Source organism: Sphingomonas sp. Leaf412 (assembly GCF_001425405.1).
In the GTDB taxonomy this organism is placed as follows: Bacteria; Pseudomonadota; Alphaproteobacteria; order Sphingomonadales; family Sphingomonadaceae; genus Sphingomonas.
In genome coordinates this window covers 233,177-255,693 of record NZ_LMQP01000002.1, presented here as the reverse complement: position 1 = coordinate 255,693, position 22,517 = coordinate 233,177, and the positions used below count along the sequence as shown (strand labels likewise).

Annotated in this window: 20 protein-coding genes; 6 read left to right on the top strand and 14 right to left on the bottom strand. The window is 71.8% G+C overall.

The genetic code is table 11. From position 1 onward, the window contains the following. Window positions 1-129 precede the first annotated feature (129 nt). The 12 genes from ASG29_RS05665 to ASG29_RS05610 all read right to left on the bottom strand — a co-directional run bounded on the left by ASG29_RS05665 (window position 130) and on the right by ASG29_RS05610 (window position 16,021). Window positions 130-2,022 (bottom strand): XrtA/PEP-CTERM system amidotransferase, encoded by a 1,893-nt coding sequence (locus tag ASG29_RS05665; protein WP_055981502.1) that lies wholly within the window; start codon window positions 2,020-2,022, stop codon window positions 130-132. A 215-nt stretch (window positions 2,023-2,237) separates the two neighbouring features. Beyond that, on the bottom strand, window positions 2,238-3,725 hold the full coding sequence (gene xrtA, locus ASG29_RS05660; protein ID WP_055981499.1) for an exosortase A: 1,488 nt from the start codon (window positions 3,723-3,725) through the stop codon (window positions 2,238-2,240). Between the two features lie 101 nt (window positions 3,726-3,826). Next, the gene (locus ASG29_RS05655) at window positions 3,827-4,990 is read right to left on the bottom strand and encodes a TIGR03087 family PEP-CTERM/XrtA system glycosyltransferase (protein WP_055981497.1); all 1,164 of its coding nucleotides are present in this window, start codon (window positions 4,988-4,990) and stop codon (window positions 3,827-3,829) included. Next, the gene (locus ASG29_RS05650) at window positions 4,987-6,015 is read right to left on the bottom strand and encodes a FemAB family XrtA/PEP-CTERM system-associated protein (protein WP_055981494.1); all 1,029 of its coding nucleotides are present in this window, start codon (window positions 6,013-6,015) and stop codon (window positions 4,987-4,989) included. The genes ASG29_RS05655 and ASG29_RS05650 overlap by 4 nt, the downstream gene beginning before the upstream one ends. Beyond that, window positions 6,012-6,863: an XrtA system polysaccharide deacetylase gene (locus ASG29_RS05645; protein WP_055981490.1), complete on the bottom strand. Its 852-nt coding sequence runs from the start codon at window positions 6,861-6,863 to the stop codon at window positions 6,012-6,014. Before ASG29_RS05645 ends, ASG29_RS05650 begins: the two co-directional genes overlap by 4 nt. After that, window positions 6,860-8,206, bottom strand: a complete 1,347-nt coding sequence (locus ASG29_RS05640) for an ExeA family protein (protein WP_055981488.1) — start codon at window positions 8,204-8,206, stop codon at window positions 6,860-6,862. The genes ASG29_RS05645 and ASG29_RS05640 overlap by 4 nt, the downstream gene beginning before the upstream one ends. A gap of 13 nt (window positions 8,207-8,219) precedes the next feature. Further along, a complete protein-coding gene (locus ASG29_RS05635) occupies window positions 8,220-9,773 on the bottom strand; it encodes a hypothetical protein (protein ID WP_235532791.1) in 1,554 nt (517 codons plus the stop codon). Between the two features lie 191 nt (window positions 9,774-9,964). Beyond that, entirely contained in the window at window positions 9,965-10,900 is a 936-nt protein-coding gene (locus ASG29_RS05630; RefSeq protein ID WP_055981481.1) for an AAA family ATPase, read from the bottom strand. Continuing rightward, window positions 10,897-12,420: an XrtA system polysaccharide chain length determinant gene (locus ASG29_RS05625; RefSeq protein ID WP_055981478.1), complete on the bottom strand. Its 1,524-nt coding sequence runs from the start codon at window positions 12,418-12,420 to the stop codon at window positions 10,897-10,899. The genes ASG29_RS05630 and ASG29_RS05625 overlap by 4 nt, the downstream gene beginning before the upstream one ends. A 1-nt stretch (window position 12,421) precedes the next feature. Beyond that, window positions 12,422-13,063 (bottom strand): XrtA/PEP-CTERM system exopolysaccharide export protein, encoded by a 642-nt coding sequence (locus tag ASG29_RS05620; RefSeq protein WP_055981475.1) that lies wholly within the window; start codon window positions 13,061-13,063, stop codon window positions 12,422-12,424. 259 nt (window positions 13,064-13,322) lie between these two features. Beyond that, entirely contained in the window at window positions 13,323-14,531 is a 1,209-nt protein-coding gene (locus tag ASG29_RS05615) for a pyridoxal-dependent decarboxylase, exosortase A system-associated (protein WP_055981471.1), read from the bottom strand. Then, window positions 14,528-16,021, bottom strand: a complete 1,494-nt coding sequence (locus ASG29_RS05610) for an AMP-binding protein (RefSeq protein WP_055981467.1) — start codon at window positions 16,019-16,021, stop codon at window positions 14,528-14,530. The genes ASG29_RS05615 and ASG29_RS05610 overlap by 4 nt, the downstream gene beginning before the upstream one ends. 110 nt (window positions 16,022-16,131) lie before the next feature. On the opposite strand from ASG29_RS05610, the gene ASG29_RS05605 reads away from it, so the two are divergent. From ASG29_RS05605 to ASG29_RS05595, 3 genes are read left to right on the top strand one after another with little or no spacing between them, the layout of a single operon-like run. Beyond that, entirely contained in the window at window positions 16,132-16,380 is a 249-nt protein-coding gene (locus tag ASG29_RS05605) for a phosphopantetheine-binding protein (RefSeq protein ID WP_414884204.1), read from the top strand. 44 nt (window positions 16,381-16,424) lie between these two features. Next, window positions 16,425-17,033 (top strand): hypothetical protein, encoded by a 609-nt coding sequence (locus ASG29_RS05600; RefSeq protein WP_055981463.1) that lies wholly within the window; start codon window positions 16,425-16,427, stop codon window positions 17,031-17,033. Continuing rightward, window positions 17,021-17,785: a hydrolase 1, exosortase A system-associated gene (locus ASG29_RS05595; RefSeq protein WP_055981461.1), complete on the top strand. Its 765-nt coding sequence runs from the start codon at window positions 17,021-17,023 to the stop codon at window positions 17,783-17,785. The genes ASG29_RS05600 and ASG29_RS05595 overlap by 13 nt, the downstream gene beginning before the upstream one ends. 7 nt (window positions 17,786-17,792) lie before the next feature. Here ASG29_RS05595 and ASG29_RS05590 read toward each other — a convergent pair whose 3' ends face one another. After that, window positions 17,793-18,365 carry a DUF924 family protein gene (locus ASG29_RS05590; RefSeq protein WP_055981458.1) on the bottom strand — a complete coding sequence of 191 codons (573 nt, stop codon included), beginning with the start codon at window positions 18,363-18,365 and terminating at the stop codon, window positions 17,793-17,795. Between ASG29_RS05590 and ASG29_RS05585 the strand changes: the two genes are divergently transcribed. From ASG29_RS05585 to ASG29_RS05575, 3 genes are all read left to right on the top strand, one after another. After that, window positions 18,364-19,638: a MiaB/RimO family radical SAM methylthiotransferase gene (locus ASG29_RS05585; RefSeq protein WP_200932372.1), complete on the top strand. Its 1,275-nt coding sequence runs from the start codon at window positions 18,364-18,366 to the stop codon at window positions 19,636-19,638. The genes ASG29_RS05590 and ASG29_RS05585 overlap by 2 nt on opposite strands. After that, complete coding sequence (gene ftsY / locus ASG29_RS05580; RefSeq protein ID WP_055981455.1) at window positions 19,635-20,564, top strand: signal recognition particle-docking protein FtsY; 930 nt, start codon at window positions 19,635-19,637, stop codon at window positions 20,562-20,564. Before ASG29_RS05585 ends, ftsY begins: the two co-directional genes overlap by 4 nt. 130 nt (window positions 20,565-20,694) lie before the next feature. Then, window positions 20,695-21,396: an inner membrane-spanning protein YciB gene (locus ASG29_RS05575; protein WP_055981452.1), complete on the top strand. Its 702-nt coding sequence runs from the start codon at window positions 20,695-20,697 to the stop codon at window positions 21,394-21,396. Here the strand turns inward: ASG29_RS05575 and ASG29_RS05570 are convergent. Next, on the bottom strand, window positions 21,393-22,331 hold the full coding sequence (locus ASG29_RS05570; protein ID WP_082515681.1) for an SDR family oxidoreductase: 939 nt from the start codon (window positions 22,329-22,331) through the stop codon (window positions 21,393-21,395). The genes ASG29_RS05575 and ASG29_RS05570 overlap by 4 nt on opposite strands. Between the last annotated feature and the right edge of the window lie 186 nt (window positions 22,332-22,517).

Below are 22,517 nucleotides of genomic sequence, written 5' to 3'. Positions count from 1 at the left end.
CGGCACGGGGAGGGGGACCGCCGGCGCAGCCGGTGGTGGAGCGGGAGCGCCACGAAGCGCGACGTCTGCGGCCCGCCCCCTCCACCAGCCTGCGGCTGGTCCCCCTCCCGTGCCGGGGAGGATATTTTCCTACCCCCACATCCGCGCCAGGCTCCGCTCCAGCATCACGAACTGCCACAGCGTCCGCCCGTGCTCCTCGCGCCCCGCGCGGTGCGCCGCCGCCAGTCGCCCCAGCCGGTCGAGATCGAACCATCCCGTCCCCGCCAGCGTCCGCGATCGCGCCAGCCCCGCCGCCTGCTCCGCCAGCGGACCGCGGAACCAGTCGCCGACCGGCGTCACGAACCCCATCTTCGGCCGGTACAATATGTCCTTGGGCAGATAGCGTTCCAGCGCACGCTTCATCAGCCACTTGCCCTCGCCCCCGCGCAATCGCATCGACGACGGCAGGCGGGCGGCGAATTCGACCAGCCGATGCTCCAGCAACGGCTCGCGCGCTTCCAGCCCCACCGCCATGCTGGTCCGGTCGCCCTTCGTCAGGATGCCGCCGGGCAGCCAGATCTTCATGTCCGCATATTGCGCGCGGTCCAGCGCATCGCGCGCGGGCGCGTCGCGCATCGCCGCGACGTAGCGGTCCTCGGCACGATGCCCCTGCAACGCCGCCCGCGCGGCATCGGTGAACAGGGCCGCCCGCAATTCGGGCGACGTCACCCCCACCGACCGCGCATAGCCCTCCGCCCCATCGCGCGCGAGGTTCAGCAGCGTCGCCTTCGCGCGCAACGGCCGCGGCGCCCAGTCGGCCTTCGGATACGCCGCGCCCAGCGCGCCGAACAGCGACGCGCGCACGCTCGCGGGCACGAACCCCCGCACCCGCTCCTCCGCCGCCTGGAAGCGATAGCGGCGATATCCCGCCATCGCCTCGTCCGCGCCGTCGCCCGACAGCGCCACCGTCACGCGCTCGCGGGCCAGCGCGCAGACCTGATACGTCGCCAGCGCGCTGGCATCCGCGAACGGTTCGTCGAAGGCGTAGACGATCGTCGGGATCAGCGCGAAATCGTCGCTGCGCACCACGCGCTCGCGGTGATCGGTCGCGAACCGCGCCGCGACCGCGGCGGCATGGGCGCGCTCGTCATGCCCCGCCTCGTCGAAGCCGATCGTGCACGTCGCCACCGCCTGCCGGCTCGCCTCCGCCATCAGCGCGACGACCGCCGAACTGTCGACTCCGCCCGACAGGAACGCGCCCAGCGGTACGTCCGCCACCATCCGCGACGTCACGCCCTCGCGCAGCCGCTGGAGCAATTCCTCCTCCAGCGCCGCGACGCCGCCCCGCGCGCGATCGGCGAAGGACACGTCCCACCATTGGCGCGGATGCGGCACCGGCTTCCCGCGCTCGACCAGCAGGAAATGCCCCGCGGGCAGCTTCCTCACCCCCGCCAGCAGGCAGGCATCGTCGGGGACGTAGCCGAACGCCAGGAAATCCTCGACCGCGCGCACGTCGGGCACCCGCCGCAGCGAGGGGTGCGCGGTCAGCCCCTTCAGCTCCGACGCGAACGCCAGCGCGCCGTCCGACAGCTCGACATAATGGAGCGGCTTCACCCCGATCCGGTCGCGCGCCATGAACAACGTCTGCGTCTTCGCATCGTGGATCGCGAAGGCGAACATGCCGTTCAGCCGGTCGAGCAGCGACGGCCCCCATTGGGCATAGCCGTGCAGCAGCACCTCGGTATCGCCGTCGGTCCGGAACACCCGGCCCAGCGCCTGCAATTCAATGCGCAGGTCGCGGTAATTGTAGATTTCGCCGTTGAAGACGATCGCATGGCGCGCGTCCGCGTCGACCATCGGCTGCGGCGATCCCGCGACGTCGATGATCGACAGCCGCCGGTGCGCGAGGCCGACGCCCGGCGCGGTCCATACGCCGCTGCCGTCCGGCCCGCGATGCGCCATCGCATCCCCCATCGCCCGCACTCGCGCCGGATCCACCGGCTTCGCCACGGCGGGATGAAACAGCCCCGCGATCCCGCACATGTCAGTGACCCCTATCCAGTACGCGCGCCCTACCGCCCAATCGGGCGGCAACGAAACCCCGTCTGCGCCTAGCCTTCGACTTCGCTCAGGCCGAACGGTGGGTGAACGGCAAAACTTTTCCTTCCGCGCATTCGCCTCCGTTCGTGCTGAGCGAAGTCGAAGCACAGGCGCGCCGGCTTGTCGAAGGGCTCAGGCCGGACGTAGGGTGCGTGCGTTCAACGCCGCCGCGCCACAATCCCGTCCACCACCGCATCCACCGGCCCCATCGCGCGCCGGAACGCCGCGATCGCCGCGACCGCGCCCGGCCCTTCCGCCGACAGGTGCAGCGCCACCGCGGTCTGCGTCCCGCCGTCCAGCTTGTCGCGAACCGTCGCGATCTTCGCGCGCGTCCCGCTCGCGGTCACGATGCCGCCGACGCGATACCAGGTCGCGACGACGCGCTCGACGCTCCGCCCGCCCGGCCCCGCCGCGACGATCCGCACCGCCGCGCCGCCGTCGATCGCGGGCGGGTCCGCCACCCGCGTCCAGCGCGTCGCCTCCCCCAGGACTCCGGTGCCATAGGCGACCAGCTCGCGCCCCTCGCGCTGCCCCGCGAACGCCGCGACGCCCATGTCGACCGCGCGCCCCTGCGCATCGCGATAGCGCCCGAACAGATAATGGTCCGCCGCCGGATAGACCGGCCGCCACGCCACCGCATCGTCGACCGGCGCGCGCGTCCAGTCCGCCACCACGGGCAGGTCGATCCGCCCCGGCAGCGGCGCCGCGCGCGCCGCGATCGCCCCGCTCCACGCCGGAAACACCGCCGCCGTCGCCAGCACCAGCGCCCCCGCGACCACGACCTCCACCGTCATCCGCGGCCGCGTTGAAATCGCCGCCGGATCGAACGCGGGCGCGTCGGGCGAGCGATCGAACCACCGCCACGCCCCCGCCATCAATGCCGCCATGACGATGGCGAAGAACACCCAGCCGTAGACGATATGGTCCAGCCCCGTCGCCGCCTCGACACTGGTCAGATGCGCGGCATAGATCGTCGCGAACGCGCGCACGCCATTGGCCAGCACCGGCACGACGACGCAGGCGATCAGGAACAAGGCGCGCCGCCGCCACCCGCGGAAGGCGACGTTCGCGACCAGCGCGCCATAGGCCAGCATCGCCAGCACGAACTTCGCCCCCGAACACGCCTCCGCGACCTCGAACCAGTAACGCCCGGCGTGGATCAGCACCCCGTCCACCACCGCGGGCACGCCCGCGACGTGCAGCATCGGCAGGACCATCGCGACGGTCGCGTCCTGCAACGGCGGTTCCAGCCCGTCGCCGAACGGCACCATGAACGCGGCATAGGCCAGCGGAAACGCCAGCCCGCGCGCCACGTCCGGCCCGAGGCACGCGACGACCGCGCCCTCCAGCATCACGAGCAGCCCCAATTGCCGCGCCAGCGCCACGCTGCCCGCATCGCCCAGCAACCACAGGATGCCGCCCGCCGCGACGACCGCAAGGCCCGGCAACCAGCCGACGGGCGTCAGGGCGGCGACCTCCCGCCGCCGCGTCCACACCAGCCACGCGACGACGGGCGCGATGAACAGGCAATGCCCGAACGTCGTGCTGGTCCACCAGATATGCGTGACGTCCGCGACGTCGTCGCGGAACAGGATGAGCAGGAGGACCGCGACGACGCCCAGCGTGGCAAGGTGCCGTCGCCACACACGCGCGTCACCCCGGACCCGATCCGGGGTCCATCCCTCCGCAGGTGCTTCCCGCGGTTGCCCTCGCCGCGGCTCGAGGCCGGCATGACGGGTCGCCACACTCACGCCGCCACCCGCGCCCGGTCCAGCCCGACGATAGCATCCAGCGGCGCCAGCGCCGCGTCCCAGCCGTAGCGCGCGATCGCCCGCGCCCGCGCCGCGCGCGCCAGCACCGCGGCACCCGCCGGATCGTCCAGCACCGCGCACACCGCGTCGGCGCCGTCGTCGACCCGGATCGTCCCCGCATGGTCGATCCCCTCCGCCGCCGCCCGCGACGCGACGACCGGCCGCGCCATCGCCATCGCCTCCAGCACCTTGTTCTGCACGCCGCGCGCCAGCATCAGCGGCGCGACCACGACGTCCGACGCCGCCAGCCATCCGCGCACGTCGGGCACCTCCCCCGTCACGATCACGTCGCGCGACGCCAGCGCCCGCACCGCCGCGGTCGGCGCGCGGCCGACGATCGCGAAGCGCACGTCGCCATGTCGCGCGCGCACGACCGGCAGCACCTCGCGCACGAACCGCACCACCGCCTCGACGTTCGGGCGATAATCCATCTGCCCCGTGAACGTGACCAGCCTGCCCCCCCCGCTCTTGGGCCCCATCACCGGCACGAACGCCGCCGCGGGATCGAACCGCGCGGTATCGATGCCGTTCTCCAGCACGCCGCCGCCCGGCACCAGTGCCGCCTCCGCCGCGCTCACGAACAGCGCCGCATCGACCCGCGCCGCGACGTCGCGCTCATACGCGCCCAGCAACCGCGCCTCGCGCCGCATCAGCCACGCCAGCGGCCCCTCCGCATAGGCCGCGAACTTGGCCGAATCGGCGTCGACGAAATCCATCACCTGCCGCACGCCGGTCGGCAGATACTGCGCCATCTGCCCCGAAAAGGCATAGGCGCATCCGACCGGATGCCGCGCCATCACCCCCGCCACCGCCACATGGACGCGCGCATCGTCGAACGCGGTCAGCGACACCGGCCGCCCGCTCGCCAGCGCCTCGACCAGCGCGCGCGCCCGCGACTTGGTGCGTTTCACCACCACACACTCGCCCAGCAACGCGCGGAACGCCGGCGGCACCGCCACGTCGGCGGCGCAATCCGCGAACGCGACCAGATGCACCCGCGCCCGCGCCGCCAGATGCCGAAGCACATGGAAGCTGCGGATGCGGTCGCCGCGATCGGGCGGGAACGGCACGCGGTGCGCCAGGAACAGGATGTCGCTCACCCCAGCCCCCGGCTGATCCAGGGCCCCAGCAGATTGGCGACCGGCAGCGGCGTCCGCTGCCACGCCCGCACCATCAGCGCATATTTCGGGTTCAGCGGATTGATCGCCCGCGCTCCGCCCTCCTGCCACGACGCATAGGACAGCGGCACGCCCTCGAACCCCCAATTCTTCTTGAACGCCGCCGCCCCGGTACCCGCCTTCGACCGGCCGAAATCGAACCGCGTGCATCCCCGCGCCCGCGCATGCGCCATCAGCGCGAGATACATCCGGTCGTTCGCGCGCAACCCCCGCGCCGCCCGCGTCCCGCCGCCCCAATAGGGGTAGACCGTGCCGCGCCAGTACAGGCTCAGCACGCTCGCCACCGCGCGCCCGCGATGCCGCACCGTCAGCACGTCTGCGTCGATCGTCTGCAATACCGCGCGGAACAGCGCGCGCGGGAACACCGGCGTGCCCAGGTTGCGCACCGATTCGGCGTACACCCGGTAATGCGCGTCGGCGTCCCCGATATCGATCGTCAGGTCGGTCGCCAGCGCCTTGCGCACCTCCGCCCGCTGCTTGCGCGGGATCGCCAGCAGGTCGGCCGCCTCGTCCGCCGCCAGATCGCGCGCGAAACCCAGGTAGGTGGACGTGTCGACGTCCCAATCGCCCGGCGCCGCGCCGCCGCGCAGTTCCACCGACGGGCAGCCGCGTTCCCGCGCCAGTGCCCGCGCGCCCGATGCCAGTTCCTCCACCGCATCGCCCAGGATCCCGCCGTCGACCGCAAACCCGCATGACACCAGCGCCTGCCCGAACAGCGGCGACCGCACGTGGGTCAGCGGCAGGACGCCCGCGATCCGCCCGTCGGCGCGCTCCGCGATCAGTGTCACCGCGCTTTGCCCGCACCCCCGCGCCACCGCCTCGCCCCACTCGGGCAGGTGGAAGGGGGTCGCGTCCGGATGCGCGCGCACGAACGCCGCCACGCGCGCGCGGTCCGCTGGGTCCGCGACCCGCACCCCCAGCGGCACGCGAAGCATCGGTGCGGTCATGCCGCCAGCCGCTCCACCACATGATCGACGCGGCCCCATTCGTGCCGCCGGATCAGGCCGTCCAGCTTACCCGCCATCGCGCCCAGACGCGCATAATGCCGCACCCGCGACCGCAACGGCGCGTGGCCGACGCGCGGCTGGCCGGGATCGACTTCCCACGGGTGGAAGTAAAACACACCCGGCTGCGCCGCGCGATTGACCTGACGCAACGCGAAATCGGTCAGCGCGGCGGGCAGCATGCGGAAGAACCCGCCCCCCGTCGCCATCCGCCGCCCCGCGACCTCCGCCACCGTCACCGGCAGCTCGACCAGCGCGCTGCCGTCGACCGGCCGCCACGCGTAGCGCGGACTGTCGCGCCAGCCGTAATGGTCATGCCGCAACGGCGCGACGCTGCTGGAATAGGCATAGCCCTCGTCCGCCAGCACGCGATGCGCCCAGGGTGTCCCCGCATCGATCGAGAAGCTCGGCGCGCGATAGCCGGTGACCGCGACCCCGCCCGCCTGCTCCAGCGCCGCCTTCGCGCGCGACAGGTCGGCGCGGAAATTATCCGCATCCATCGTGAAGACGCGCTGGTGGTCCCAGCCGTGGCTGGCCAGTTCGTGCCCTTCGTCGACGATCCGCCGGATCAGCCGCGGCTGCCGTGCCGCGACCCAGCCCAGCGTGAAGAACGTCGCGGTCACCCCCGCCGCGGCGAACAGGTCCAGCACGCGCGCGGTGTTGTCCGCGACGCGCGATTCGAGGTCGTCCCAGTCCGCGCGGTCGATCGTCGCCTCGAATGCGCCGACCTGGAACCATTCCTCCACATCGACCGACAGGGCGTTGATAACGGGTGCGATGTTGCCGCTCACGCGACGCCCCGCAACGCCTCCGGCGCCGCATCCTTCTCGACCCAGTCCATCAACAGCGTCAGTACGCGGCGCAGCGCCTCGTCCTGCTCGGTTATCCGCGATTCCAGCGCGGCGACGCGCGCTTCCATCGCCGACATGTCGCGAAGCCCCGCGCCCTCGGGGAAGGGGTCCGCCGTGGTCGTCACCGTCGGCTCCTCCAACGGCATCCACGCATCGGCCACCGCCCGCGCGCCGACCTCCTCATCATGCCGGGCCTGTCCCGGCGTCGACCGCGCCACGTCCTCGACGGGGTGAAGATCGGCGGCATGGCGGACCCCGGAATCAGTCCGGGGTGACGGCGCGATCGAGGGTACGTCGCGCACCCCACTCTCTTCGTCACCCCGGACCCGATCCGGGGTCCATCCCTCCGCGCCCACATCGGCCGGTTGCTCCCGCGGCGCGATGGATGCCGGATCAGGTCCGGCATGACGGGAAGGCGCCACCTCTTCCTCCACCGGCTCCACGACGACCGCCGGTACCACCGGCGCCGCCAGCTCCCCGCGCTGCTCCGCGACCACCGACGCCACCAGCGCGGCGTCCAGCACCTCCGCCTGCGTCACCGCGGCGTGGAGCAGCGCGCGCGTCATCAACTGGTTCACCCGCCGCGGCACGCCGTCGCTCGCCGCATGGATCGCGGCGAACGCGTCGTCCGCCAGCGCGGGCCGCCCCTGCCAGCCCGCCACCTGCAAACGATGCCCGACATAGGCGGCGATCTCGTCCGCGCCCATGGGATCGAGGTGGTGCACCGCGATCACGCGCTGGCGCAATTGCTCCAGCCGCTGCGACCCGTTCAGCCGCTCGCGGAATTCGGGCTGCCCCAGCAGGAAGATCTGCAACATCGCATGCCCCCCCGCCTGGAAGTTGGACAGCATCCGCAATTCCTCCAGCGCCGCGATCGGCAGCGCCTGCGCCTCGTCCACGATCAGCAGCGTCCGCCGCCCCGTGCGCGCGACGGCATGCAGCCCGCGCTCGATCCCCAGCAGCAATTCCGCCTTCGTCTTTCCCTCGTGCGCGACGTCCAGCCCGTCGGCGACGATGCGCAGCAGGTCCTCCGCCCGCACCGCGGTGGAGACGATGCGGATCGCGTTCAGACTGGCGGGGTCGATCCGCTCCATCAAATGGCCGACCAGCGTCGTCTTGCCCGCGCCGATGTCGCCGGTGATGACGATGAACCCCTCGCCCTGCGCCAGGCCGTAGCCGAGGTAGGCCATCGCCTTCTTGTGGGTGGCGGTGTCGTACCAGAAGCGCGGGTCCGGCGTCAGCTGGAACGGGCGATCGGCAAGTCCGAAGAAGCTGTCGTACATCGTTGCTTTTCCGTCAGAAGGTGTATCGTGCGCCGAGCAGCGCCTGCGCCGACCATTGGGTGTCGAACCCCTCCTGGTCGAAGCCGTAGACGCCGAGGCTGGCGAGCGTGCCGAGGCGGCCGAGCTGGAGCGAATAGGTGGCGTTGGCGCCCCCGCCGTAGACGTCGCTGCCGGCCCCCGCGAAACCGGCCAGCCCGCTCGACGACCAGTTCCCGAACAATGTCACGTCCACCGCGGACACGCGCGACAGGTCGCGGCCCCAGAACGCCTGTGCGTAGGCGCTCTGGTCCTCCACCCCGTAATAGACGACGCCGGGCGCGCCGCCCCCTGAACCATTGGGCGCGTTGAACCGACGATTGGCATAGCCGCCGCCGATGCCGAAGCGCGTCCGGCCGTAGCTGGCGCTCAGCACCGCATCGATCCCGCGCGCGCGATAGCTGGCGGTCGCGATCGACTGGAACACGTCGTTCAGGCACCCGCCCGCGCCGCTGCCGCCCGTGCCCGGCCGCGCGCCGAACACGCAGCCGGAGAATTGCTGCCCGAACGGATCGGGCCGCGCGTCGAACGCGGTCGGCATGTCGCGCAGGCCGTCGCGGACCTGCCGCCCGAACGTCTCGATCCCGTCGTAGACGATCACGCCCAGCCCGACGTTGCGGTTCGGCGTGTAGCTCAGCGAGCCGAAATACGTCTCCCCGCCGTAGCGCCAGCCCGCATTCGCCTGCAATTCCAGCCGCGGACTGGGGCGCCAGATGACTCCCGCGTCGTAGATCAGCCCGTCGGTTTCGTACGCGATCCTGACCGGGGAGGCGGGGTCGGTCACGAACCGGCCGTTGCGGTCCAGCACCGGATTGCCCGTGCCGTCGAGCAGGGGATCGCGCTGCGTCGCCTCGATCCGCTCATATCCCGCGCCCGCGCGCACCGCGACATTGCCCGAAAGCGGCAGCATGACGTCGCCGCGCCCGAACCATCCCTCGTACGTCTGGTCCAGCTGCCCCGCATCCTCGCGCTCGTACGCGCCCGACAGCGTGACGCCGACCGGCGCCACGTCGCCCGCCGCGATGCCGACCGATGCCTGCGCCAGATGGCTGGTGGAGGTGTCGAAATAATCCAGCCGCTGCCCCGGCACCGGGCCGGGCACGTCGGGCGTCTCCACCTTCGTGAAGCCGAAATAATAGCTGCCCGCGATGTTCAGCGGCCCCGACGTCGTCGTCACCGACGGCCCGGCGTAGAGGGAATAGACCTGCGCCACGTTCGCCACGTCGCCGACGAAATTGCCCGGCGCCGCGCCGCGGATGTCGCTGCGGCTGCGCGTCGCGATCGCCCCGGCTTCGAGGTTCACGCCCCGGCCGATGCCGATCGCGGCACGCGCCAGCCCCGAATGGACGTCCTGCGTCACCGCATCGTCGCCCCAGTCGAACCGCCGCTCGTAGCGATAGCTGACCTGTGCCTGGCTGCGCGCGGTATTGACGCCCGCGTCGATCCCCGCGGCCAGCGAGGTGTAGGTCAGGACATCGTCGTTGGTCAGGTCCGCGGCCACGACCTGCGCGACATCGACATAGGGCTGCACGTAACGCGCCCGCTGCGCCGTCGCAGGGGTGGCAGCGCATACGAGAGCAGCAGCCCCGATCGCCACCGTCATGCCGGACTTGATCCGGCATCCATCGCGCCGCATGCTCCGACGATCGTTATCCCCGCGGCACGATGGACCCCGGATCAAGTCCGGGGTGACGACCGCCTCCGATCGAGATCGAACCACGATCACTCCCCCTGACCGTAATAGCTGCCGAAGCGCCCGCGCCCCGGCTCGTACGACACCGAGTTCAGGACCAGCGCGATCTCGTCGCAACCGTCGAGCAATTGCACCGCCTCGCGCACGTCGGCCTCCGTCGTTCGGTCCGCGCGCACCACCAGCATCACCTGCCCCACCAGCAGCGCCAGCACCGATGCGGGCGACGCCGCCAGCGCGGGCGGCGTGTCGAACACGATCAGCCGCCGCGGATCGGCCGCCAGCAACCGGTCCAGCACCGCCTCCGTCCGCCGGCTCGCCAGCAATTCGGTATCCGAGTGGCTGCGCTTCCCCGCGGGCAGCAGCGACAAATGCGGCACGTCGGTGCGCACGACGCACGCCTCGGGATCGATCGTCGGATCGGCCAGGATGTCCAGCAGCCCGGTCGAATCGTCGAGGCCCAGCGACGCCATGACGTCGGGCTTCGCAAAATCCGCGTCGACCAGCAGGATCTCGACGTCGCGCTCCGCGGCGAGGCTGATCGCCAGGTTGATCGCGCAGAAGGTCTTGCCCTCGCCCGGCTTGCCGGATCCGACCAGGATCGTGCGCGCGCGCTGCGCCTTCCCGCCCTCGCCCACCTCCTGCGCGGTCAGCAGCAGCTGCCGCTTGATGAGGCGGAATTCCTCCGCCAGCGCCCCCACCGGGGCGCCGGGCACCAGCATGCCCTTTTCCGCCAGCATCGTGCGGTCGATCGGCGCGATGCCCGACGGCGGCGGGGTCCAGTCGTCCTCGTCGTCGACGCCGTTGGCGAGGAACTCCACGGGAATGGCGGCCAGCGTCGGCATGACGTCGTCCGCCGCGGGCGCGGGCGCCGCGATGACGGGAGAGGCCACCGGCGCGGCGGGACGGAAATAGGCGTCGAAGTCGTAGACCCGCGCCGCCGCCTCGATCAGCGTCTCGTGCTTCATGCCGCCAGCCCCCGCTGCACCATCTCCAGCCCCAGCAGCCCGACATAGGCGACCGCCAGCGCCGCCGCCCCGCCCGCGAACCATTTCAGCCGCCGGCGCCGCTCGTCCTCCTGCCGCCGCGTCAGCATCTCGCCGACCGATCCGATGACGGTCATGCCCGACACCTTCTCCAGCCGCTGTGCGGTGGGGAACGTCGCCTGCACCTGCCCCATCGCGAACGCCGCGCCGACGCCCGCCAGCAATCCTGCGATCAGCACGCCGCTCAGCAGCAGCGGCCGGTTGGGCGCGGTGGGCACGCGCGGCGCGGTGGGCGGATCGATGACGCTGAACTTCACCGCATCGGTCTGCGTCGCCGCCTGCGCGCGCAGGCTCACCTGCTCGCGCTGCGCCAGCAACTGGTCGTACTGCGCCTTCAGCACCGTGGCGTCGCGGTCGATGTCGCCCTGTTCGGCGGCGACCGCGGGATCGCCCGCCAATTTGGCGTTGAGCTGGTCCAGGTCGCCCTGCAACTGCCGCCGCCGCATCTGCAACGCGGCCACCGCGGACTGGCGGTCCGCGACCATCGCCTGCAACGACTGGTACGCCGGGTTGGCGACGCTGCCGTCCGCGCCCGCGCCCATCGGCTCGCTCCGGGCCGCGCCCTGCGCCATGGCGAGCTGCTGCTTCAGCGCGACCACGTCGGGATGCTGGTCGGTGTAGCCGCGCCCGCGCGCATCGGCGAGCTGCCCCTGGATCGCCGCCAGCCGCGCGCGCGCGGGGCCGATGCCGGGCGCGATGCCCCCGCCGCCCGCCACCATGCGCGGCACGCTCGCCATCTGCCCCTGCACCGCGCCCAGGCTGCTGGTCGCGGCGGCCAGGTCGCCGTCGACCTGGCTCATCTGCGCGCGCGCCGCGCCGATGCGGTCGCCGATCGTGCCGGTGCCGGGCAGGCTGCCGAGGTAGCGGTTCTGGAAATCCGCGCGCTTCGCCTCCGCGTCCTGCAACTTGGCGCCCAGCGTCTGCAACTGCCCGTCCAGGAAGGTCAGCGTCTGCGTCGCCTGCTGCCGGTCGTCGGACAGGTTGGTCTCGACGAAGATGTCGATCAGTTTCTGCGTGATCGCCGCGGCCAGCTTCGGGGTCGCGGCGGTGGCGGTGATCTCGAACAGATTGTTCTGCTGCGCCACGACCTTGATCGCGTTCTGCAACCCCGCGACGCGATCAGCGACGTCGCGATCGGTCGCCACGCCCTTCGCCAGGTCGGTGCCGCGCACCACCTTCTCCAGGTTCACCGCGCTGGTCAGCGTCTGGCGGACGGTGTCGATATCCTGCGCCGCGTCGCTCGCCGCGCCCGGATCCGCCCCCGCGGGCAGGACCGACCGCATCTGAACGAACACGCGCGCACGCGATTCGTACTTGCTCGGCACCTGGCTGACGACCAGCCAGCCGAGCAGGCATACGCCCCACGCCGCCGCCAGCCCCAGCCAGCGGCGCGTCCAGATGGTGTGCAGAGCGATCCGCACTTCCTCGAACAGGCCGGTCACGTCAGAACATGCTTTCCGGGATGATGACGACGTCGCCGGGCTCCAGCTTGACGTTGGCCGAGGCATCGCCGTTCTTCAGCAGCCGCCCGATCTTCAGCGCATATTCGGTCTGCTTCCCCGTCGCGCGGTCGTACCGGATCAGCCGCGCCTTGTTCCCCGCGGCATATTCGCCCAGCCCCCCGACCGCGATCATGGCGTCCAGCAGCGTCATGTTGGCGCGGTACGGCAGGCTGGCGGGCTTCTGCGTCGCGCCGACGATGCGGACCTGCTGGCTGTACGTGCCGGAAAAGCTGTCGACGATGACCGAGACGATCGGGTCCTTGATATATTCGCCCAGCGCCAGTTTCATGTCGGCGGCCAGCATCGCTGGGGTCTTCCCCACCGCGGGCATGTCGGCGATCAGCGGCGTGGTGATCCGGCCGTCGGGGCGGACCTGCACCTTCGACGACAGTTCGGGATTGCGCCAGACGAAGATTTGCAGCGAATCGAGCGGGCCGATGACATATTCCTCGCCCGGCTGCTCCTTGGTCGCGACGAAGGTCGCCGCGGGCAGCTCCGGCCGCCCCCCGGCCCCGCCGCCGCATCCCGACAGCATCCCCGACAGCATCGTTGCCGCGACCAACGATACGACACCCACGCGCATGTCAAACCTCCACCGCGCCCGACGGCGCTTTGGCGAAGGCTATGGCCGGACAGAGGTGAAGATAGCGTTTAGCTTAGCGCCACACCGACCGTCGACAGGGCCGGCCCGCGAAGCGGAGGAGATTCACGCGACGACACCAAGACGCGAAGAGAATTGATCCCGCGGAGGTGCGACGTTCGTCCCCCTCTGCGTCCTCCGCGCCTCTGCGCGAACGATCCCTTCCCTCCTTCGCGTCTTCGCGTCTTCGCGTGAACGAAATCTAGGCCACCACCTCCCCGGCCGGAGCATGCCCCAGGAATCCCCCCGGACTGGCCGTCGCGCCATAGGCCCCCGCCAGGAACACCGCGATCACATCCCCCACGTCCGCCCGCGGCAACGCCACGCGGTCGCCCAGCCGGTCCAGCGGCGTGCACAGGCACCCGACGACCGACACGACGTCGTCCGCGAGCGCGCCGATCCGATCCGCCACCGCCAGCGGATAGTTGCGGCGCACCACCGTCCCGAAATTCCCGCTCGCCGCCAGTTGATGGTGCAGCCCGCCATCGACTACCAGGAACGTCTCCCCCCGGCTTTCCTTCCGATCGACCACGCGGGTCAGATACACGCCCGCCTCCGCCACCAGCCACCGCCCCAGTTCGATCGCATGGCGCGTCCGCAGCGGCGATTCCGCGATTCCCGCCGCCAGCGCGGCACCAATCCGTTCCACGTCCACCGGGGTATCGCCCGAAAAATACGGGACGCCGAACCCGCCGCCCAGGTTCACCAGCGGCGGCATCGCCCCCGCCTCCTCCGTCAATCGCGCCGCCAGCGCCAGCGTCGCCGCCTGCGTCTCGACGATCGCCGCGGTATCCAGCGCCTGCGATCCGGCGAAGATGTGCAGCCCGCGCCAGTCCGCACCCGCCGCCACGATGCGCCGGATCAGCGCCGCCGCGCGCTCCGCATCGACGCCGAAGGGCGACGCGCGTCCGCCCATCTTCATGCCCGATCCGCGCAGTTCGATGTCGGGGTTCACGCGCACCGCCAGCCGCGGCGTGATGCCCAGGGCGTCGCCGATCGCCAGCGCGCGTGTCGCCTCGCCCTCGCTCTCGACGTTCAGGGTCGCCCCCGCCGTGATCGCCGCCGTCAACTCGTCGTCGCGCTTTCCCGGCCCGGCGAAGCTGATCGCCCCCGCGGGCTTCACGCGCAACGCCGTGGCGAGTTCCCCCGCCGACGCGACGTCCAGTCCATCCATCAGCGGCGAGACGGCCGCAAGGAACGCCGGTAACGGGTTGGCCTTCATGGCATAATGCAGGTCGATACCGGGCATCGCCGCGCGAAACCGCGCGACCCGCGCCGCGACGATCGACGGATCGTACACGAACACGGGCGAACCATGGTCCGCGACCCACTCGTCCGCGGAACGGCCGCCGATCGTCAACGATCCTGCCTGCGACGCGAACTCGGGCGGCAACGGGCCCATCGGCTTCATGCCCGAACCTCCCGCGCGATGGCAGCACGATCCAGCTTGCCATTGGCATTGCGCGGTAATTCCGCGCGCCATTCGATCCGGGACGGCTGCATGAACGTCGGCAGGTCGCGCTTCAGCCGCTCGCGCAGGGCGGGCTCGCGTGCCGCGTCGCCGCGCAGGACGACGACGATCGCCTGTCCCAGCCGCGCGTCGGCCACCCCCACCGCCACCGCCTCAACGACCTCGCCCCCCGCGGTGACCGCCTCCTCGATCTCCTGCGGGCTCAATCGGTTACCGGCGGTCTTTATCATCTCGTCGTCACGTCCCACGAAACGCAGCAGCCCGACGTCGTCCGCCACCACATTGTCCCCCGACCACACTGCGATGCCGCCGTATCGGGAGAAGGCGGGCGCCGGGCGGAACCGCGCCGCGGTCCGCGCCGCGTCCTGCCAATATCCTTGCGCCACCAGCGGCCCGGCGTGGACCAGCTCCCCCGCCTCGCCCGGCCTTGCCGCGCCCCCGTCGGGCCGCACGACCATCACTTCCGCGAACGGGATCGCGCGCCCGATCGAATCCGGGTGCGCGTCGACCAGCGCCGGGTCGAGGTACGTCGACCGGAACGCCTCGGTCAGGCCGTACATCGCGAACAGCCGCGCCGCGGGGAAGCGCGCGCGCAACGCCCGCACCATCGCGGGCGTCAGCGCCCCGCCCGAATTGGTCAGCCGCCGCAGCGATCCCGCCGCCGCGTCGGGCCACGCCGTCTCCAGCAATTGCGTCCACAGCGGCGGCACCCCGGCCAGCGTCGTCGCCCCGACCCGCTCCACCGCCTTCACCACATCGCGCGCGGTCAGGTAATCCAGCGGCGCCACCGCCGCCCCCGCGACCCACGTCGACAGCAGCTGGCTCTGGCCATAGTCGAACGCCAGTGGCAACACGCCCAGCACGCGATCTTCCGCCGTGATTCCAAGGTAGTGCGCGACAGATATCGCACCCAGCCACAGGTTGGCGTGGCTCAGCATCACGCCCTTCGGCCGCCCGGTCGATCCCGACGTGTACAGGATCGCCGCCAACGCCGCCGGATCGGCCGCGGATCGCGGCATCGCGTCGCCACTGCCCGCCTCGGTCGTCACCATCGGCGCATCGCCCGGTTCCAACGTCGCCGCGCGCGCCGCCTGCGTCAGCAGCATCCGCGCCCCGCTGTCGGCCAGGATATGCGCCACCTGCGCGCGCTTCAGCACCGGATTGACCGGCACGTGGACCAGTCCCGCACGCGCCGCCGCCAGCGGCATCAGACACGCGACCCGCGTCTTGGGCAACCACGTCGCCACGCGGTCGCCGGGCGCGAACCGCTGCGCCGCCAGCCATCCCGCCAGCCGCGCGACCGCCGCCTCCGCCTCGGCGACCGTCATCGTCCCCGCGCGATCGATCAGCGCGACCGCGTCGGGGCGTCCGCGCAGCACGTGGTCGATCGGCCGGGGGACGGGATCGGGCAGGAGGTCGGGCGCGGCCATGAAGCTTCCATGCCCCACCCCGTTGCGGATTTCATCCCCCGCGCTTATCGGGGCATCTTCGCGGTCGCAGCATTGGGAGAGAGCGGTTGATCCCGGACGGTACGAGCCAGGTGGAAGACACCGTGCGCGCGGTCCTGCGCGACGTGCTCGCGCTGTCGGAGGATCGCGTCGCCGCGTTCCACGCCACGACCGAATTGTTCGGCGCATTGCCCGAACTGGATTCGATGGCGGTCGCGGGGGTGCTGACCGAGCTGGAGGACCGGCTGGGCATCGTCATCGACGACGACGAGGTGGATGGCGAGATGCTGGAAACCTTCGGCGCGCTGACCCGCTTCGCCGCGGGCAAGGCGCTGATCTGACGGCGCGGACCGCCCGCTACTTCTGGACCGGCGGGGAGGAGGCGATGCTTCGCTTCGGCCCCGGCACCGGCCCCACGATCCTCGCCGCGCCCGCCTTGTTCGAGGAAGCGAACCGTACGCGCCGGTTGCTGGTCGACACGCTCCGTCGCCTCGGCGCGCGCGGGATCGCATCGGCGCTGCCCGACCTGCCGGGTCAGAACGACAGCCTCGTCGCTACCGCCGACGCCCGCCTGCCCGACTGGCGCGCCGCATTTTCCGCCGCCGCGGCGTCGCTGCCCGGCCCCGTCCATGTCGTCGCGATCCGCGGCGGCGCGCTGGTCGATGGTCATGCGTCGGTCGTATCGCGCTGGCACCTGTCGCCCGTCCCCGGCGCCGCCGTCACGCGCGACCTGCGCCGCGTCCGCGCCCTCGCAGGTGGCGAGGATTATGCCGGGAACGTCGTGGACGACGCCATGATGGCGCAGCTCGACGCCGCCGTGCCCGCCACGACCGCCCCGGTGCGCACCGTCCGGCTCGACGGCGATCCGCGTGCCGCCGACCTGCACGTCGCCGCCCCGCCCCCGTGGCGCACGAGCGAGCCGCTGGACCATCCCGCGCTCGCCGCGACGCTGGCCGACGACATCGCCGCCTGGATCGCCGCATGCGACGGGTGATCGCCTTCCCCTGCGCGGGCGAGACGTTGCTGGGCACGCTGGACGAGGGGCGGGGCGATACCGGCCTGCTGATCGTATCAGGGGGCAATGAAATACGCGCGGGCGCGCATCGCGGCATGGCGCTGCTCGCCGCGCGGCTGGCGGCGGACAATATCCCCGTCCTGCGCTACGATCGTCGCGGCGTGGGCGATTCGCCCGGCGCGAACGTGGGCCAGCCGGAGGCACGCGCCGACCTCGCCGCCGCGCTCGCCGCCTTCCGCGCGGAGGCGGGCGTCGCGCGGGTCGTCGGCTTCGGCAATTGCGACGCCGCCACCCTGCTGGCGATCGAGGGACGCGCGCTGGGCATCGACGCGGTCGTGCTGGCGAACCCGTGGACCGGGGACGAGCGCGACGCCTTGCCCCCCGCCGCCGCGATCCGCGCGGGCTATGCCGCGAAGCTGCGCCGTCCCGACGAATGGCGCCGGTTGCTGTCGGGGGGCGTGGACCTGGCGAAGTTCGCCCGCGGGCTGGCGAAGCTGGCCCGGGGCGCGCCGCCCCCGCCGCTGGCGCCGCGGGTCGTGCGCGCGATCGACGCATGGGGAGACGCCGCCACGGTCGTCCTGGCGGCGCACGACGCGACCGCCATCGCCTTCGCCGCCGCGCGCGGGCCGGGCGGCGCGGCGACGATCGTCCCCACCGCCTCGCACAGTTTCGCCCGCGCGAACGACGCCGCCGCGCTGGAGGCCGCGATCCGCCGGGTCGTCCGTCGCTAGGACCCGCCTACCAGCCGCCGCCATCGGCCAGATACGCCTGCTCCACCGCGGTCGTCTCCCGCCCCAGCGCGGCGTTGCGCGACAGGAAGCGGCCGAAGCGGTCGATCACCGCCGCATGGTCCCGCGCGAAGGCGAGGTTTTCCGCGATCCCCAGTTTCTCGAACATCGCCACGCTCCGCGCCTGCGACGCGGGATCCTCGCCATGCATCAACGGCATGTACAGGAACACGCGCTCCTCCGCGGTCATGGCGGCATCCCATCCCTTCGCGATCGCCCGGTCGGTCAGGTCGCGCGCGATGCCGTCCGACGCGAACGCGCGCGGATCGTCGCGGAACAGGTTGCGCGAGAATTGGTCGAGCAGCACGATCGCGGCCAGCAATGTCCGCGGATCGTCGCGCCACGCCTGCGCCGCCGTATCGTGGACGACCCGCCGCACTGCCCCGAACCGCGTCGCGATCTCCCGATCCAGCGCGGGATCCTTCGCGAACCTCTTTTCCTTCGGCAGCCCGAACCAGAAGTCGAGCACCTCCCCCGCCGCGGAGTCGACTTCGCCTGCCGTCATCCCTAGATCGCGCGCCATGCTGTCCCCTTCCGGCCCGACCCTAATCACGCTGGGCTGCCGCCTCAACATCGCCGAAAGCGAGACGATCCGCGCCCTGGCCCATGGCCGCGACGTGGCGGTCGTCAACGGTTGCGGCGTCACGAACCGTGCGGTGAAGGACACGCGCGCCGCGATCCGCCGCCTGCGCCGCCAGCGGCCGGGCGCGGAGCTGGTCGTCACCGGCTGCGCGTCGGACATGGATCGCGCCGCCTTCGCCGCGATGCCGGAGGTCGATCGCATCGTACCCAACGCGGCGAAGCAGCTGCCCGAAAGCTGGCGCGGCGCCGACGGGCGCGCGCCGAACATGGCGCCGCCGCGCGCGCACACCCGCGGCTTCGTCGCGGTGCAGACCGGGTGCGACCACGCCTGCACCTTCTGCGCCATCCCCGCCGGACGGGGCGCGAGCCGCTCCGACGCGATTCCCGACATCGTCCCGCGCGTCGCCGCGCTGGTGGCGGCCGGGCAGCGCGAGATCGTGCTGAGCGGCGTCGACCTCACCAGCTACGCGGATCGCGGACAGCCGCTGGCCGCGCTGGTCGAGGCGTTGCTGGTGCAGGTCCCGGCGCTCGCACGCCTGCGCCTGTCGTCGCTCGATCCGGCGGAGGTCGACGACCGGCTGTTCGCGCTGCTGACGCAGGAAGCGCGCGTCACGCCCCATGTCCATCTGTCGGCGCAGGCGGGGGACGACCTGATCCTGAAGCGGATGCGCCGGCGCCATTCGCGGCGCGACATGGTGCGCCTGGTCGACCGGCTGAAGACCGCACGCGCCGACATCGCGATCGGCGCGGACCTGATCGCGGGCTTCCCGACCGAAAGCGACGCCGCCTTCGCGAACACCCTGGCGCTGGTCGCCGACTGCGCCATCGTCCACGCCCACGTCTTCCCCTACAGCCCGCGCGACGGCACCCCCGCCGCCCGGATGCCGCAGGTCGCGCCCGACGTCGCCCGTCGCCGCGCCGCGACCCTGCGCGACGCCGCCGCCGCGCACCGGGCGACATGGCTGAAGGGCCTGATCGGCACGACCCAGCCGGTCGTGATCGAAAAGCCCGGCGACCGCGGCCACGCGCCGAACTTCGCGGAGGTGCGGTTGGCCGCTCACGACCAAACCACCTCCGTTCGGGCCGAGCGAACTCGAAGCCCGAGCGCCGCGCATGACCTTCGACGACGCTCCGGGCGGGTGGAAATCGGCGACATCGTCCCCGTCGCCGTCACCGCCGCCACCGACACCCACCTGACCGGACATATCGCATGAGCAACAGCTGGCACGACAAGCTGCTGGGCGGCCTGCGCCGCACCTCCGACCGCCTCGTCGGCAACCTGGCGGGGCTCGGCGGCGCGCGGCTGAACGACGATACGCTGGACGAGATCGAGGAGGCGCTGATCGCCAGCGACCTCGGCCCCGCCACCGCGGGCAAGGTCCGCCAGCGCCTGTCGGAGGGCACGTTCGAACGCGACATGGAGGAACTGGGCATCCGCCTGGTCGTGGCGGAGGAAGTGGAGAAGGTGTTGGCTGAGGTCGCGCGCCCGATCGCGATCGACGCCTTCCCCCGGCCGCAGGTGATCCTGGTCATCGGCGTCAACGGATCGGGCAAGACCACGACCATCGCGAAGCTGGCCCACCTGTTCCTGGAACAGGATTACGCCGTCATGCTGGCCGCGGGCGACACGTTCCGCGCCGCCGCGATCGGGCAACTTCGGACGTGGGCGGAGCGGATCGGCGTGCCGATCGTGACCGGACCGGAGGGCGGCGACGCCGCGGGCATCGTGTGGGACGCGGTGAAGAAGGCGACGGAAATCGGCACTGACGTCCTGATCGTCGACACCGCGGGCCGCTTGCAGAACAAGCGCGAGCTGATGGACGAACTGGCGAAGATCCGCCGCGTGCTGGGGCGTATCAATCCCGCCTCCCCGCACGACGTCCTGCTGGTCCTGGACGCCACCACGGGCCAGAATGCGCTGAGCCAGATCGAGGTGTTCAAGGAGGTCGCGGGCGTCACCGGCCTCGTCATGACGAAGCTGGACGGGACGGCGCGCGGCGGCGTGCTGGTCGCCGCCGCGGAACGCTACGGCCTGCCGATCCATGCGATCGGGATCGGGGAGCAGATGGGCGACCTCCGCCCCTTCGACGCGCGCGAGGTCAGCCGGATCATCGCGGGCGTGGATACGGAGCGGAAGTGAACCGTCGCACCCGTCATGCCGGACTTGATCCGGCATCCATCGCGCCGCAAGAGCATCGGGCGTTATGTACGCGGCACGATGGACCCCGGATCAAGTCCGGGGTGACGACCTCGTTCGAACCCGGAGCATCATGACCACCCGATCCCCCAACGAAGGCCGCATCCGCGCCGCGATCGACTACGGCCCGCTCGCGCTGTTCTTCCTCGCCAACTTCCTGCTGCCGGCGGAGGTCGCGCGGCGGATCGTGGACGCCTTCACCGGCACGCTGTCGGGGATGGGGCGGCTGGAGGCGTTGCTGATGGCGCGCGTCATCGTCGCGACCGCGGTGTTCGCGCTGGCCAGCGCGGTGGCGCTGGTGGTGGCGAAGGTGAAGCTGGGCCGCATCCCGCCGATGCTGCTGATATCGGGCGGGCTGGTCGTCGTGTTCGGCGGCCTGACGATGTATTTCCGCGATCCGCGCTTCATCCAGATGAAGCCGACGATCGTGTACGTCCTCCTCGCCGCCACCCTCGCCTTCGGACTGGCGACCGGCCGCCCGCTGCTGGAACAGCTGCTCGGCACGGTCTACCCCGGCCTGTCGCAGGCGGGCTGGCGCCGGATGACGATCAACTGGGCGATCTTCTTCGCCGTCATGGCGATACTGAACGAGGCGGTGTGGCGCGGCGCGGGCGCGCTGTTCGGCGAAGGGCGGGGGTGGGACCTGTGGACGATCTACAAATTGTGGATCGTGATGCCCGCCACCTTCCTGTTCGCGATCGCCAACGTGCCCATGCTGATGCGTCACGGCCTGAAACTGGGCGACGAACCCGCGCCGGTGCCGCCGGAGGGTTAGGCCGGCTGCCCGTTGCCCCCGGTCGATCCGAATATCTGCCCGGTGGAATAGCTGAGCGAGGGATCCGCCGCCGCGACGTAGAGCCCCGCGATCTCCGCCGGCTGGCCCGGCCGCCCCAGCGGGCTGCTCTGCCCGAACGTCTTCTGTTTCTCGGGCGTCGCCCCGCCGCTGACCTGCAACGGGGTCCAGAACGGCCCCGGCGCGACCGCGTTGACGCGGATGCCCCGCGACGCCAGCTGCTTGGCCATCGCCTTCGTGAAATTCAGCACCGCGGCGCGGGTCAGCGCATAATCGACGATATCGGGCGAGGGATCGCCCGCCTGTTCGGAGGAGGTGTTCACGATCACCGCCCCCGGCGCCATGATCGCCACCGCCGCCTTGGTCAGCCAGAAGGGGGCGTAGACGTTGGTCTTCATCGTCGCGTCGAAATCGGCGCTGCTGATGTCCGCGATACCCGCGCGCGTCTGCTGCCGCGCGGCATTGTTGACCAGGATGTCGAGCCCGCCGAGCTCGCTCGCCGCACGCGCGACCAGCCGCTTGCAGAACGCCTCGTCCCTCAGGTCGCCGGGGATCGACACGCCCTTGCGCCCCTCCGCCCGGATCAGCGCCAGGACCTCGCGCGCGTCGGCCTCCTCCTCGGGCAGGTGGTTGATCGCGACGTCGGCGCCCTCGCGCGCATAGGCGATCGCCGCCGCGCGCCCGATCCCGCTGTCGCCCCCGGTGATGAGCGCGCGCTTCCCCGCCAGCCGGCCCGCGCCCTTGTAGCTGGTTTCGCCGTGATCCGGCCGCGGCTGCATCTTCGACGCCAGGCCGGGCCACGGCTGGCGCTGCATCGGAAACGGCGGTTTGGGATAGGCCGCGGCGGCGGGTGCGGTCGGCGCGCCGGGGGCCTTGGCCTCCTGCGCGACGGCGGGAGCGGCGGCGGTGGCGGCCATGCCGGCGACGATCGTGCGGCGGGTGGGCGTGGTGCGGGTCGGGGCGTTTTCGGTAATGCCACGCCGAACCGACGATGGCGCGCGGGGTTCCGGATTCGTTGGAATCAAAGGCACTTGTCCCCCGTCACCCCGGACTTGTTCCGGGGTCCACCGTGCCGTGTACTGAACGGCTTCCGCTCGCGCGGA

What these genes read in the sequence shown, in the direction of transcription:
- ASG29_RS05665 (WP_055981502.1), bottom strand. Translation starts at nt 2,022, where the DNA reads ATGTGCGGGATCGCGGGGCTGTTTCATCCCGCCGTGGCGAAGCCGGTG.
- ASG29_RS05650 (WP_055981494.1), bottom strand. Translation starts at nt 6,015, where the DNA reads ATGACCGCACCGATGCTTCGCGTGCCGCTGGGGGTGCGGGTCGCGGAC.
- ASG29_RS05640 (WP_055981488.1), bottom strand. Translation starts at nt 8,206, where the DNA reads ATGTACGACAGCTTCTTCGGACTTGCCGATCGCCCGTTCCAGCTGACG.
- ASG29_RS05630 (WP_055981481.1), bottom strand. Translation starts at nt 10,900, where the DNA reads ATGAAGCACGAGACGCTGATCGAGGCGGCGGCGCGGGTCTACGACTTC.
- ASG29_RS05620 (WP_055981475.1), bottom strand. Translation starts at nt 13,063, where the DNA reads ATGCGCGTGGGTGTCGTATCGTTGGTCGCGGCAACGATGCTGTCGGGG.
- ASG29_RS05615 (WP_055981471.1), bottom strand. Translation starts at nt 14,531, where the DNA reads ATGAAGCCGATGGGCCCGTTGCCGCCCGAGTTCGCGTCGCAGGCAGGA.
- ASG29_RS05610 (WP_055981467.1), bottom strand. Translation starts at nt 16,021, where the DNA reads ATGGCCGCGCCCGACCTCCTGCCCGATCCCGTCCCCCGGCCGATCGAC.
- ASG29_RS05600 (WP_055981463.1), top strand. Translation starts at nt 16,425, where the DNA reads ATGCTTCGCTTCGGCCCCGGCACCGGCCCCACGATCCTCGCCGCGCCC.
- ASG29_RS05595 (WP_055981461.1), top strand. Translation starts at nt 17,021, where the DNA reads ATGCGACGGGTGATCGCCTTCCCCTGCGCGGGCGAGACGTTGCTGGGC.
- ASG29_RS05585 (WP_200932372.1), top strand. Translation starts at nt 18,364, where the DNA reads ATGCTGTCCCCTTCCGGCCCGACCCTAATCACGCTGGGCTGCCGCCTC.
- ASG29_RS05590 (WP_055981458.1), bottom strand. Translation starts at nt 18,365, where the DNA reads ATGGCGCGCGATCTAGGGATGACGGCAGGCGAAGTCGACTCCGCGGCG.
- ftsY (WP_055981455.1), top strand. Translation starts at nt 19,635, where the DNA reads ATGAGCAACAGCTGGCACGACAAGCTGCTGGGCGGCCTGCGCCGCACC.
- ASG29_RS05575 (WP_055981452.1), top strand. Translation starts at nt 20,695, where the DNA reads ATGACCACCCGATCCCCCAACGAAGGCCGCATCCGCGCCGCGATCGAC.
- ASG29_RS05570 (WP_082515681.1), bottom strand. Translation starts at nt 22,331, where the DNA reads ATGGCCGCCACCGCCGCCGCTCCCGCCGTCGCGCAGGAGGCCAAGGCC.